The 13896-nt window shown below is 45.8% G+C and carries 12 protein-coding genes and 1 tRNA gene; 7 read left to right on the forward strand and 6 right to left on the reverse strand.

Annotation, left to right across the window (positions count from 1 at the left end):
* The 7 genes from WCO51_03050 to WCO51_03080 all read left to right on the forward strand — a co-directional run.
* A partial coding sequence (locus WCO51_03050) for a hypothetical protein (protein MEI6512234.1) occupies positions 1–313 on the forward strand: 313 nt, incomplete at its 5' end.
* A 104-nt stretch (positions 314–417) separates the two neighbouring features.
* Positions 418–1029: a Holliday junction branch migration protein RuvA gene (ruvA, locus tag WCO51_03055; protein ID MEI6512235.1), complete on the forward strand. Its 612-nt coding sequence runs from the start codon at positions 418–420 to the stop codon at positions 1027–1029.
* Between the two features lie 32 nt (positions 1030–1061).
* The gene (ruvB, locus tag WCO51_03060) at positions 1062–2132 is read left to right on the forward strand and encodes a Holliday junction branch migration DNA helicase RuvB (protein ID MEI6512236.1); all 1071 of its coding nucleotides are present in this window, start codon (positions 1062–1064) and stop codon (positions 2130–2132) included.
* A gap of 15 nt (positions 2133–2147) precedes the next feature.
* The gene (locus tag WCO51_03065) at positions 2148–3383 is read left to right on the forward strand and encodes a tetratricopeptide repeat protein (GenBank protein MEI6512237.1); all 1236 of its coding nucleotides are present in this window, start codon (positions 2148–2150) and stop codon (positions 3381–3383) included.
* Between the two features lie 3 nt (positions 3384–3386).
* Complete coding sequence (locus WCO51_03070) at positions 3387–4895, forward strand: tetratricopeptide repeat protein (GenBank protein ID MEI6512238.1); 1509 nt, start codon at positions 3387–3389, stop codon at positions 4893–4895.
* Between the two features lie 36 nt (positions 4896–4931).
* Positions 4932–5726 carry a flagellar brake protein gene (locus WCO51_03075; GenBank protein MEI6512239.1) on the forward strand — a complete coding sequence of 265 codons (795 nt, stop codon included), beginning with the start codon at positions 4932–4934 and terminating at the stop codon, positions 5724–5726.
* 171 nt (positions 5727–5897) lie between these two features.
* A tRNA-Pro gene (locus tag WCO51_03080) sits at positions 5898–5972 on the forward strand.
* A 27-nt stretch (positions 5973–5999) separates the two neighbouring features.
* Here the strand turns inward: WCO51_03080 and WCO51_03085 are convergent.
* The 6 genes from WCO51_03085 to WCO51_03110 all read right to left on the reverse strand — a co-directional run bounded on the left by WCO51_03085 (position 6000) and on the right by WCO51_03110 (position 13159).
* Entirely contained in the window at positions 6000–6533 is a 534-nt protein-coding gene (locus WCO51_03085) for a SprT-like domain-containing protein (protein MEI6512240.1), read from the reverse strand.
* Between the two features lie 260 nt (positions 6534–6793).
* Positions 6794–7108 carry a hypothetical protein gene (locus tag WCO51_03090; GenBank protein ID MEI6512241.1) on the reverse strand — a complete coding sequence of 105 codons (315 nt, stop codon included), beginning with the start codon at positions 7106–7108 and terminating at the stop codon, positions 6794–6796.
* A gap of 3 nt (positions 7109–7111) precedes the next feature.
* On the reverse strand, positions 7112–7537 hold the full coding sequence (fliS, locus tag WCO51_03095) for a flagellar export chaperone FliS (protein MEI6512242.1): 426 nt from the start codon (positions 7535–7537) through the stop codon (positions 7112–7114).
* Between the two features lie 65 nt (positions 7538–7602).
* Positions 7603–9861, reverse strand: coding sequence for a flagellar filament capping protein FliD (gene fliD / locus WCO51_03100; protein MEI6512243.1), 2259 nt, complete (start codon positions 9859–9861; stop codon positions 7603–7605).
* A gap of 171 nt (positions 9862–10032) precedes the next feature.
* Complete coding sequence (locus WCO51_03105) at positions 10033–11484, reverse strand: flagellin (protein ID MEI6512244.1); 1452 nt, start codon at positions 11482–11484, stop codon at positions 10033–10035.
* Positions 11485–11704: 220 nt separating this feature from the next.
* Complete coding sequence (locus tag WCO51_03110) at positions 11705–13159, reverse strand: flagellin (GenBank protein MEI6512245.1); 1455 nt, start codon at positions 13157–13159, stop codon at positions 11705–11707.
* Between the last annotated feature and the right edge of the window lie 737 nt (positions 13160–13896).

A 13896-nucleotide genomic window follows, 5' to 3' on the forward strand; every position in this document is an offset into this window, starting at 1 on the left:
TTGTATAGGTATGCGCAAGCTAGGCTTATCAGAAAGACAAATACAACCATTATTCTCCAATGTTTTTTCAAACTGTGTGTCATATTTCTCATCATTTGGTAATACTCCTCGTCATGGATTAGAACTACAAGGCTTAGCACACGACTGTAGATTATTTCAATTAAACAACATTATTGTTTTTTTGTCAAACCCTATTAAAGCTAGCGAGAAAATTTCTCGAAAATTTTGCGAAAAGCAGAGATTTATTACCATAAGAACACAAGGTTCTTGGTCTAAGGTTGCAGACCTACTCATGATCAGTGGATTTAGGTAAAACGAACTAGTCAGTTGGATCTTTCACGGTATACTTACCGTATATTTTTTGGCGCCAAGACTATGCACGGAATGCTAATGCCCTTTGGGCGCGGTGAAAGCCTAATGATTGGACGACTTCAAGGAACACTACTCGAAGTAGACGCGGACAGAGTATTAGTTGATACCGGTGGAGTTGGGTACGAGGTGTTGGTACCTAAATCCGTTCTTAGTGGTTTACCTCCTCGAAATGAAACAGTGGTTCTCTTCATCCGTCTGATTTGGAGGGAGGATGGCCCTTCTCTTTACGGGTTTGTGGATGGTTGGGAACGAAAACTATTTGATTTGCTAGTGTCTGTTTCAGGGGTTGGCCCAAAAGTTGCACTTAGTCTTATTGGGACATTGGGTTCGGATACTCTGGCTCAATCAATCGCTCTAGGGGATGCCAAACGCTTACAAACGGTTTCAGGCGTTGGCGGTAAGACGGCGCAAAGAATTGTTCTTGAATTAGGCGATAAGCTCGCGGTTGCTGCTTTTGAAAGAAGACTTGAAACGGTGGGCGTTTCTCGTGCCGGTAGTGAAGTTGTTATTGATGCCATTGAAGCTTTAATTGTAATGGGCTTCCGTAGGCAAGAAGCCGGAAACGCCGTAGATGAAGCTATAAAAGAATTAGGCAAAGATGTTGCCGTAGACGCAGTTGTTAAAGAGGCGTTAAAAAGAGTAAGGACAAAAGGATAGAATGAACGTAGTATGTATCCGGATTCCGGAATATGAACTACGCGCTACCCAATAGGAAAATGGCACAACAGGATAATTGTTCGGAAGAAGAGAGAATAGTATCGCCGCAGAGGCAGGAGATTGATAATGATATCGAACTTAGTCTCCGGCCTAAGCGTTTGCGTGAATTTATAGGCCAGCCTAAGATAAAAGAGAGCTTAGGGATATTTATGGAGGCGGCTTTGCTTCGAAAAGAAGCCCTCGACCATGTGCTTCTCTATGGCCCACCTGGGTTAGGGAAGACTACTCTTTCATTTATTATCGCAAACGAAATGGAAGCTGCGATTCGTGTTACATCAGGACCTGCTATCGAACGTCCTGGTGATTTGGCGGCAATTCTAACAAACCTGGAAGCGGGTTCAGTCTTATTTATAGATGAAATCCACCGATTGCCGAGAGCTGTTGAAGAAGTTCTCTATCCGGCGATGGAGGATTTCATGCTTGACGTTATCATCGGGAAAGGGCCAAGCGCCCGTTCGATAAGACTTGAATTGCCTAAATTCACTATAATCGGTGCGACGACGCGGGTGGGGTTATTGACCTCTCCGCTTCGAAATCGATTTGGAATTGTCCTTAATTTTGGCTTTTATAATGTTGAAGACATTGATAAGATTGTAATTCGTTCGGCTAATATCCTTGGGATAGAGATCGATATCGAGGGTGCGGCGGAGATTGCCAGACGTTCCCGTGGAACTCCTCGCGTTGCCAACCGGTTACTCAGACGAGTTCGTGATTATGCACAAGTACGCGCCAATGGTCACATTACTCTTCCTGTCGCAAAGTCGGCATTAGCGATGCTTGAAGTCGATGATGCTGGGCTTGATGCTGCTGATCGAAATTTACTTCAAGTTATTGTTGAGAAGTTTAGCGGTGGGCCAGTCGGTTTGGATACTTTGGCGGCCGCTATTAATGAAGATTCGGGAACAATCGAGGACGTTTACGAGCCATTCCTAATTCAGTTAGGTCTGCTTCAAAGGACATCTCGCGGACGTGTGGCTACTCGCCTTGCTTATGAACACTTAGGTATCCCTGAACCGTCGAATAGACCTGGTTTGTTGTTTTAAGAAGGATTGTTAGATATGATATGTACTAAATGCGGGGTTAGAAACACTCATGACAGTAAGTTTTGTCGGAATTGCGGTCTTGTAATTCCGGATCATGTACCGCCGCCTGAAACTGTCGAGCGTCTTGAAAAAAGGCTTGAGGAAGCATTCAACCTATTCCATGAAGCCAGCTATGACGAAGCTTTAATTGCAGTAGGCGAAGTATTGGCGATTGAACGTGATAACGTAAATGCAATCTCTTTAAAAGCGATGATATATGAAAAACAGGGTGAGGTTGGCCCGGCAATCGATGCCTATGAACAGGTATTGGTCTTAAACCCTGATAGTGTTGCCGACAGGATAAAGCTGGAAGAGTTGAAACGCCCAAGCGCAGTCCCGAAAGAACCAGAATTAGTACTTATCGAAAAGAAATCGCCTTTAATGATTTCATTGGTCGCTGGGCTTTCAGTTTTGGCAATTGGCCTCATAACGGTTACGCTTTTAGTTCTATTGAATCCTGGAATAATAGGTAAATCGGCTCAAACATCTACCCAACCGGTTACGATACCGCAAGGTCCGGCTGTAGTAAGCAATCCCTCTTCAGTACCACCTGGAACGGTAACGACAGCCACAACTCCTCAACAGGCGCCACCGGCACTACCGGACACAAATACTCCCGTTCCTCCGGCAGCAATCGGTGATGATGCACAAGCGCCAGTTGCACCTAAAACTGGGTTTTCACCGATGCCTCCATTAATTGTGAACCCAGATTCAATGCCTACCCCGGCAAGCGCAGTTCAGCCTATCTTGCCGAGTGGAAATCCCGCTCAAAGTGATAACACTAACGCTGCTGCTAATACAAATGATAAGACTTCAAAAAATAGCGATGTTAAGGCAAAGTTTGAGATTAGCGTAACCGGCGGTAATACTCCCAAAAATCGTTACTCTAATTCAAATTCAGGCACACCGCAGGGATTGTCGCCTGATGCTGAATCCCAGGCCTATGCTCGAATAGGCCGTGAATATCAGATGTCCGGTAATCATAAGCAGGCAGTTGCTGCCTATCTGCGTGCGCTGCCAAACAGCCCGGACAAAGCCAAGATCTACCAGCAAATAGGAACTTGCTATCGCTATTTGCGTGATAACAATAATGCGGCGACATATCTTGAGAAGGCAATCGCTGCTTATCAACAAAGTGGAAATTCTCCTGAAGCTCAGCAGGGAATTCAAGTATGTAAAAGTCAGCTCGCAATTGTTAAATCAGGTCAATAAATAATGAAACGGCTTATCTTATGGATCGCACTTCTGTTTATAGCGCCACTGACCTTCGCAAGGCCAGTGATCCTTGTCGTCCAGGATTATGCGGAAATTAAAGATGATAAGTTCTTGAACGAACCGCTTGCAGAGCACTTAGCAAAGGCGCTTGGAGATACCGGTAAGTTCGATGCCATCGAATATAAACCTGACCTGCCGGCAATTCTGAATGCGATTCAGAGAAAGCGATTAGCATCCGCACAGGTAAACCCTAATCTCGATGCTGCACGCGAGATTGCGATTGCGCTCAATTGTGACTATTTTGTACTTATTCGGGCAATAAATGATTCTGAAAAGCTTGATACTAGCGCTCGTCTTTTTACCGCAGTTGGACGCAAACCTATTTGGTCAGCCAATAAGGTTTATCAAATAAAAGTGAAGGATGAAACTGACTGGATTGCTACAGATTCGGGAGCCGCTCGAAGTATAGCGATGATCATTGCATCAGAACCATTAAAGTCAGTCCCTGTCACAAAAGCAACAGGAGATGATCCGAAAGCTACTCTTCCGGAAGCTGCAATACGAGAAAAGTCAAATGAGACGGAACCTGAAGCGCTACGCATCGGTCTACAAATATTGGAAGAGGGAAGAGCAACAGAGGCGATTGGACCTCTTCGCGAGGCGGTAGATGCTGATCCGATGAATCCTAACGCTCGTGTGGCTTTAATAAAAGCCTATCTGCAAGCAAAACAGCCGATGACCGCGCTTGATGAGTGCAAACGAGCACGCCTATTGATAGGTGATAATGGCGCTCTTCAAAATGCCTATGCGATGGCGTTGCTTGAGACAGGGTCATTCGAAGATGCAGAATCGGCATACAAATCTTTGATATTGAAATCGCCTGATGATTCGTCCATTCATTTGGGTCTTGGAGATCTTTATTTAGCCCGGTTGCGAACTTTAGAGGCAATTGAAGAGTATAAATTAGTAGTAAAGGTTTCACCGACAGACTCTGAGCCATATTTGCGTTTGGCAAAAGCTTGGCTAATGTTAGATGATTACGATCAAAGCGCTCAAGCTAATGCTCAAGCCAAGGATCGTGGTATAAGTTTAGATGCAAGAGTATTGCGTGCTCGCTATCGAGAGATTATCCCCCTGCTGGAAACTTCAATTAAACGTATGGGCACATTGATGTTGGTTATCAGGCAAGAAGCTCGTAACGAAAATTCTGATATTAGTGAAGTTAATGTCCATATTTCAGAAGCCTTGAAGAAGATAAACAGTCTAGCCAATTATTTAGAAACTATTGATGTCCCATTGGCTTACTCAGGAAGCCATCGAAGATATCTTTTAGCTGCTCAATTATTGGCTCAAGCGGCAACGACCGCACATAAATTTAAAACGAAAGACCAGACTGAACCGATGGATGATGCACTCGTATTAACGAGTGAAGCCATGGAAGAGTTGAAACAAGCTCATGCTGAATTCCAGTTTGAGACTGTTTCGGTAACTGCAGGCGCTAATAAATAACGGATGCCTTGTTCCGGTAAAAGTTGAGAGGCAGAGATGTTAAACCACTTGATATTGGCGATACCGGGAAACCCGGTGATAGGCGAACCAGCATCGGCATTCACTTATGCGCTCAATAGCGCGGTGTTGGCGCTGGGTTTTGGCGTGACGACTGTACTTGTAGCTTTTTTAGTTCGATCATCGCTTTTTGCTGTCCAACGCATGCAAATGCGTCAGGTGGTGGCTATGCGGCATTGGATGACGGATGGCTCGCAAATTCGTCTCACTGATCATATGGGAACCAGCTATTCCTCATTTATCGTTTCAACCGATTTAAAAAACTTTATCGTTAAGGCGCCGGTAGAAGATGGGGTGGTTGTGCCGCTTCCTGTCAGCTCAAGATATCGAGCTTTAGTGACGGGTAAAGATGGCCTTTATGAATTCCCAACTGAGGTTACTGCTCGCCGTGGCAGTCCTAATCCTGTTTTGATTATGTTAGCGCCTCGACTATGGCAAAAGAGACAACGTCGGCTTCTCAAACGAGCGTCTCTGGCCGATCCGCTTGCAGTGAATATTTCCACTTTGCCTGGCTCAGAGAAATCAAGTGGTCTTATTTTGGACATCTGTGTTGGCGGAGCGCGTCTTCGAGCCGGCAAGCTATTTAATGCCGGAAGCATTGTTAAGTTGGAAAATGTTGATCTGAACGGTAAAGTTCTTCCCCCAATCCCTGCTAGAGTCGTTGCATCCGAAGCGATCGGAGGTGTCTTCATGTCCCACCTAGCCTTCGCCGGAGAACGAGAAGAAGACCGCCTTGCCATTGCCAGCTACGTAACCAAAGTAGGGAAGTGTTAAGTCAAAAGGCATGCTCCTCCTGGCCTTTTGACTTGAGAGGGCTTCTTGCTCATAAGCAAAGAAAATGAGCCTGATTTATTGAGAGATTAATAAAGAAGGTTGGAAAACATAGAAGGATGCTTGGTCGTGGGGTTGTCTAGCTTAGCCTTCGTGGTATAATAACCTTCACATCGGGGCGTGGCGCAGCTTGGATAGCGCGCTTGCATGGGGTGCAAGAGGTCGCTGGTTCGAATCCAGTCGCCCCGATCCTTCATTTTCTAAAGCTACAATAAACTAAGTTTCTCCAATCGAATCATTGCAGGCTTTATCCGCAGTAGCCTCTTTCACGCCTACTAATCTGAGCTTTACATGTTTGGTATTAGTTGCGCAAGGGTGATAGCAGTTAGCGGTATACAGGCGTCGCACATGCCATCTATGCAGACATACAGGGCACTCATATTCTTTGAGCCAACGTGAGGGACGGCGTAAGGCTGAAGCATCGAATGAATGACGAACCTTCGCCGCAATGCCTATTTCAGCCATTACGGTATGCCATGTGGGGCCGTGAGAACTTTCACCTTTAGCCCTACAAGATGCTACCGCGTGGGCATATTCATGGGCAAGAGTGACTTTTACTCGCTGTTCATCCGTTAGAAGATGTGGGTTGAGTTCAATAAGATGAGTAGATACAAAATAACGTCCAGCAGTGGTTCGCATACGATAATTCCAAACTAAAGTTGGAACTCCCTTTTTGCATGGCGCTTGTTTTGAGAAGCGCGCCAATTCCGTGAGCGCTAGATCCTTCAGTTCAGTTCCCTTGTCATTCACTGCAAATCCTCGACAATAATATTTCGCAGCACAACTGATGCTTGCTCTTTAGAATGCTTACATCAGGGCAAAATGAATACTGCTGAAGGAGAATAATTTACTTCATGGCGAGAAATCAGAATAAGTGTGTCTATAGCCTACTATTTCTAACAACATGAATTTGCCAAGAGAAATTATACCTTTAGAGTGAATGGAACAAGAGGAATTAGAAGAATTTAATGGATAATGATAGTGAATGTATTATAATGTCGCCAGGCAAGCTATCCCTTCTGTTCTAAAAGCTTGGCTGAGGGATTCCTGACAGGCGCATAAAGAGTGGATGCTTGCTTTTGATGATAGGTTGTCTTCAGCTTTTTAAGTAATTCTAACATTAGCCCCTGCAAACGCTCTTGGCATCGTTTGTCAGCAGCAATAACCCGTGATAATGTTTTTCGATCGGTAGTAGATGATTTTATAGCTAATAATATTTCATCTCTAGCATTTAAATGTGAGTGTATAGAAAGCCAATCCTCGGTGACAACCGCCTCTTCGAGGGATAGAGTAAGTTGATGAAGTTTTTGTATCGGGTTATTCATTATTTAACCTGCTAGCTCAAGTCTAGGTTTTTCACCAATAGAGGGGGAGGCAGGGAGTTGATCTTTTATTGTTATCCAAGCCTCTCTTAGGTTTATAAGAAGGCTTTTTGCGCCATCGAGAAGGTCTTCGCGGTCATTAATATTCGCTTCAATAAGTTGGTTATTCACAAAGTTATAAATCGAGAAGAGGTTCGTAGCAATTTCGCCGCCTCGCTGCATATCCAGGCAGGTGATTAGTTCATTGATGACTTTTTGCGCCTTTTGAAGGTTTGTGTTTTGAGCCTCAAGATCCTTCTTTGCCATGGCAATCTTGCCGGCATCGATGAAGCGGATTGCGCCATCATACAACATGACCACAAGTTCAAGTGGCGATGCGGTGTTTACTGCGGTCTTGCGGTACTGATCAACAGCGTCATAACTACCAGGCAATGAGTTTCTCCTCGATATTTATTAGTCATTGAAATAATCGGAAGCAATGTACTTCCGACTTAGGTTTACTTATTCGCAGCAATGCCGTTCCACATTGCGGTTAACTGAGAAGATTGGCTATTCATCCTGCTGATGGTATCTTCTAAAGCGGAGAATTTCGCGCGGAGCGCAATTTCTCTATCAGCAGTTAGCGCTTGCATTTCAGTCATTCGAGTGGTCAAGTAGTCAATTTGGTCTTGTATGGACTTGTTGTATGCGGAGATGTCACCAGTGGCAGAATCGCTTACTCCCTGAAGATAATCTGAGATATTTTGAGCAATACCACGTGTGAACTTGACAGTGCCATAACTACCTAGTGTTGTACCAGTGACCATCACCTGAAGCCCTTCAGCATCCGTATCGGTGGCGCCGGTGAGAAACTGGCCAAGACCTTCAATTTCCGTACCTCCATCCAAAGTTCCTTTAACATTCAACCCAGTGCCTAATATCGCAGTCTTGCCAACACCGCTGTAACCAAGAGCATCTTTATCGGAAACGACTGAGAAATTGCCTTGACTGCCATATTTTACGGCTGTGAAAGTAAGGATACCGCCAACATTTGAGGCTTGAAGTTGGCTGTTGAGACGTGTGTCGGCATTTATCTGAGCAACTGCTTGATCGAGTGTTTGCCCCCCCGTCAGGAGGATATTAATCGAACTCGAGCCAAAAGGCACTCCCGAAAATGTAAGCATTTCCGTCTCGCCAATCGGTAAAGGACTGGTGTATGCTTGTGTACCTGAAACCAAAGCTTTGGTTGCCAGTTGGGAGATGTTTACTTCATAACCTGTTATGTTCACTGTCGTCTTAGAGGTCGAACTTATATAACGCAAGTCTGTGGTGCTGGGTGTGCCGACTGACTGGAAGAGAGCGCTTATCGCACTCACATCTCCATTAAGTGCTTCTGTTAGTTTGCTGTTATCAACTGAAAGCTTATTGGAAGAGTCGAGCGTGATGCCGATTTCTGTTAGGGTATCAAGAGTGCCACTTAATCCAGAAACTATATTAGTGGCATCACCAATAACACTATCGCGTATACTGCTCGTCACATAATTGCCAAAGAAGGCGCCTGTTTCGAAAGTAGCCGCATCTAACTTTGAGTTCGCATCTACGAAATCAACAAAATTGTTAAAAGCTGTTACGAAGTTGTTGACGTTATTTTTCATCGTCGTGATGTCTTTCGACATCGTGATGGTGCTTTCCTCAGGGGTAGTTAAGTTAGCTTTGACAAGATTGACCGTTACGCCCGATATGACATCGGTGATTGAATTGGATGAACGACTAAATGAGTGGTTATCAATTGAAAAAAGAGCGTCCTTCGCTGCAAGCAATTCATCCCCAGGGTTGAACTGAGTAAGCCCCATAACCTTGAGAATATTGTTGTTGTCTGTTAGGGTGGGTTGGGAAGCGGCTCCCACTAGTTCTAATGAGTATTTGGTTGTTCCATTTGTTGTCGTACTTGTTACAGTGGCAGTCACTGTCGGATCGGCTGCCATAATCTTGTCAGCAACCGTCAGTAATGTGTCGGTTGCCAGATCAATAGTAACATCGAGACCATTCACTGTAATCGTCCCTGTGGGTGAAGCGCTTAAACCGAGCATTGAACCTATCGCAGTCGTTTGACTGGTGAAATCGAATGACGCCATTCCATTGGTAATCGATTCGCGTACAGACTCGACCCCACTGAGAAGTCCTAATTGGTTGAGTACATTGCCTGAGCCAACATCAGCTATCCCTACTTTATTTGCAATCCCTGAATCCTTGGCGGTAAGGGTGAGATAGGTACTGTTTTCACCACCGTTAAGTATTGAGGCTACGACCCCGACATTTGCAGTATTAATCTTTCCGGCAACTGTGGCGAGAGTATCCGTTGCTGTGACCGTGATTGCCTTGTTGTTAACTACAATGGAGCCGGTTAGGTTTAAAGCAGAAGTTGAATTGTTATAAGCTTTAGAGCTTATCTTTTGTGATTGAGCTAATTGGCTTACTTTTAGGCTGTAGGTTCCTTGTTGAGCGGTAGAGGTTGTGGCAACAGTGGCTACTTCAGTTTTCGAGCTAGAAACTGTAACGGATGAGAATGCGGTGGTATTAGTTAATGCGCCTAGAGATGCCTGAAGGTTGTTGACCCTGGATTGGAATTGCTGCATTGCAGAAAGCTGATTCGTGAGATCAGTTTGCTGCTTTGTAAGCCTCTGGATAGGCACTTTTTCCAACTGCATCAATTTAGTGATAATCGATTCTGTATCTAGTCCTGATGCTAGACCGTTAAAGTTAATTCCTGTAGCCATCAGTTGTCCTCCGAAACGAACCTGGTATACCTAATTACTAATTATCGTCAGCCACTTTATTAATGCTTATAGGCAAACCTAACAGGTATCCATCACCGCATAACGATCAGAAGCCCCGCCCCGGCTATGCAGGACGGGACCTCTGGGTGGTGGGGTTGGTGGGAGAAAGTCCTATTTAAGCAGCTGTAGGATACTCTGCGGCGCAGTATTTGCTTGCGCCAATACTGCCATGCCTGATTGCTGCAGAATTTGTAGTTTCGTAAATTGAGTGATCTGTTCGGCCATATCGGCATCACGGATGCTCGATTCCGTAGCTGAGAGGTTCTCTTTCGCTACAGATAGCGAACGGATATTACTTTCGAGAACGTTGCTTTGGAATGAACCGATGCTGCCTCTAAGTCGCGAAATCTGAGCAATAGCATCATCGATAATCAGCATTCCTTCAGTAGCGCCTTGTGCTGCAGTTAAATCGATAGAGTCAAAGCTTTTTAACGCAACAGCGCCTGTTCCTAGTCGATTAGCATGAACATCACCGAAAGATACCTGCGCCGTTTGGTTCGGGCTGCCGCCAACTTGGAATTGCACAGATCCTGAAAAGGCAAGACCAATTGTCGTCGCCGCCGCTACTGCGTTTCCTGCTTCTGTAATGAGGACTGAGTTTCCAAATGTGTCTGTTAGTTTTAATCCTGAATCTGTTGTGGATCTCCCGCCAGAGAAAGCAACAGTAGCAACTGCAGTTGAGCCTGTGCTGTTGTAAACAACCGCTGAAACATTATAAACAGCATTTATTCCGGCAACCGATGAGTAGGTAGCGGTGTGGATAGCATTACCGGCATCCTGAATTTGAACGCTATAGTTCGCGCCGTAGTTTTGCTGATCCAATTGAATATGGTCCGTATCGAAACTGGCAAGAACGCCGGTTTGACCGGAGTAGGTATTAATCTTCTGCATAAAAGCAGCAACTGTATCGGTGCTGGAATAGTTGATGCTTACTCCATTGAGGACGATTGCTCCAGTAGTGCCGATTAATGTAGCTGCAGTAGCATAAGTTTTTGCGCCATCAAAAGAGACTTTAGTCGCAGTAGTTGTTCGGGTCATTGTAACGGTACCAGATGAGATAGTCTGTCCGTTAAATGCGCCACTTAATTGTATGGCGGTTACGTTTGCTGGTGAAGATATTGCGGCTGTAACGCCTGAAGACCCATCTAGCAGCTTTTTGTTGCCGAAAGAAGTTTGATTGGCAATTCGGTTAATCGCTTCAGCAATCGATCGAATCTGCGTTTGATCGGCTTGAATAGTATCAACACTATTGACGCCGGTGTTGGCTGCGTGAACAGCAAGAGCTCTTGATTCATTAAGAAGCTTTTGAATCTCACCCAGCGCAGCTTCAGCAGTTTTTGAAAGGTTAGAAGCATCTTGAGAATTGTTTAAAGCCTGCTGAATGCCTGTTATCTGGGCACGCAGATTCTCAGAAATGACTAAGCCCGCAGGATCATCCCCGGCTCGGTTGATTCGCATGCCTGTAGAAAGCCGTTCAACAGCTTTGGCCGTATCATCTGCGGTTATGCTAAGGTTTCGAAGAGCATTCATCGCAGACACGTTGTTATTTATGCGTAGGGGCATTCCTTTATTCCTCCCGACAACTCATGCCTTCTGGCTGAGCTTAATCTTACTTTCAAAGATAGACTTTAAGACTGTCTATGAAGATTATCGGGCAACCCTCGCAATATTTATAGGTTTTATAACATGACTGCAATTTTTGTAGCGGGCGGGAAGCTTATTCCCGCCCGCGGTTATGTTACTTTAGGTGCAAGCTGCTGGATTCAGCAACCCCTTAGAACTATTATCTCAGGAGAGAGAGAACGGCCTGCGGGGCAGAGTTCGCTTGCGCCAGCACGGACAAACCGGACTGTTGCAGGATCTGCTGCTTGGTGAAGTTAGTAATTTCATCTGCGACGTCAACGTCCTGGATGGACGACATAGTAGATGTAAGATTTTCAATGGTGACGTTCAACGAGCGAATATTGCTCTCCAGAACGTTGCGTTGGAACGATCCGAGAGTACCTCTCGTTGTTGTGACTTGGTTGATGGCTTCGTCAATGACCTTGATGGCATTGCTCGCCCCGGTGGCAGATGTCACATCGATGCTGCTGAGATTTAGACCTGCTACGGCAGTTGTACCCAAGTTACTGGCAGCCATATTGGACAACGACATCGTTCCCGTCTCATTAGAATTCGCGCCCAACTGGAAGGTAAGCGCGTTGCTAATGGTCTGACCAACCGTTGTAGCGATAGCGACACCGTTGCCAGCCGCGGTAATGTTCAATGTGTTACCGTAGGTGTCAGTCAACTTTAGCCCAGAGTCTCCGGTTACGCGGCCGCCTGTGAAGGCAACTGTCGCAACTGCGGTGGCGCCCAGACTGTTGTAAACAACCGCTGATACGTCGTACACTCCATTAATGCCTGCAACAGACGAGTAAGCAGCATTGTTGAGTGCGAGGCCGCTATCCGTGAGAGTCACCTTATTGTTCGAGCCGAAGCTTTGTTGAGTTAAGACGATTCCTTGGGTAGCAGTGTGGGATGCCAGTACACCTGTTTGACCAGCGCTCTCGTTGATCTTTTGGACGAAAGCGGCAGCAGTATCAGTAGCGGTGTATGCAATGCTTACGCCGTTAAGGATGATCGAGCCTGTTTTGCCCAATGCCGTTGTTGTTAAAGCGTAGGTGGTACCACCAGTCAAAGCAACCTTTGTAGCTGCAGTGGTCTGGTCCATAGTAAAGAGCCCGCCAGCAATGGCTTGACCATTGAATGATCCGCTGAGGGAGATATTCGATACGTTAGTCGTGTCGGTGACAGCGGCTGAAGCGCCGGCTGTTCCGTCGAGCAACTTTTTGGCGCCAAAGGAAGTGGTTGAAGAGATTCTGTTAATACTGCTGGTAATTGAGGTCAACTGATTCTGGAGCGCCTGAAGGGACCCTGAGTCCTGTGTAGCCGTGTTAGCGGCTGCAACAGCAATACCGCGGGCATCCTTGAGTAGCTTGTTGACTTCATCCATAGCGCCTTCAGCGGTCTTGACCATATTTACGCCGTCTTGCGAGTTGCGGACGGCTTGGTCGAGACCAGAAATTTGGGCGCCAAGTTTTTGGGAAATGATAAGACCAGCAGGATCATCCGCTGCTGAGTTGATGCGCAAGCCAGTAGATAACCGCGTAACCGACTTGCTGAATTCATTAGATGTGATTCCTACGTTTCGTAAAGCATTCATTGCAGAAACGTTTGTGTTAATTCGAATTGCCATTCGTCAGATCCTCCATGATTTGAACTAATGTTTTTCTATCCATGATCGGTGTTGGGGGTGACCAGACAACGCCCCCATCGGGGTTTTTATTTCTGATCCACTGCACTTCTTGGCGCTTCGCCAAACATTGCAGATTGCCCACACCCATCCTCGGGTCGAGAACATTCTTAGGCTGTCCTTGCTATGGTTTCTTTCCATGTCAGTAAAATATATGGGCTGGTAAATATACTGGGTTTTTAGAAAAAAGCAAATAAATTAATTTCTATTGTTAGCCCTCCCCCTCGATATCCGCCATGGGATGTCGGTAAGCTGAATCAACTCATCGTCGAGATGGGGCAGGGGAGGTTCTGGAATGACTCATGGAACATAGCGAATTCAGAGTGAGGATTACTCCAGAACTCCTTGAAAAAGTGGGACATAGAATCTCAAATCCGCCTCCCTGAGTAGGCCGTCAGGCCATATCGAAGGGTTCTGGAGACAAGCCAAGCGGTTGAAACCACGTGAGGGATAGACCCCCCCACCTGTATCCTCCCACTACGCATTAAGGTTTGCGCATATTGATGGGGTTATTTGGGTAGGGGGTGGAGGGGACTGACCTGCCCCCATTCGTTACACTTTCCTTACAACCGCCATAGGGGTCTGTTCGGAACCTTGGCCTAGGGGGTTGTCTTTGAATGCGGCTCTTATCAATTCTCTATCTACGCCTTTTGATGCTCCTAATACTTCTACTCCTAGGT

The organism is bacterium (genome assembly GCA_037131655.1).
Lineage (GTDB): Bacteria > Armatimonadota > Fimbriimonadia > Fimbriimonadales > JBAXQP01 > JBAXQP01.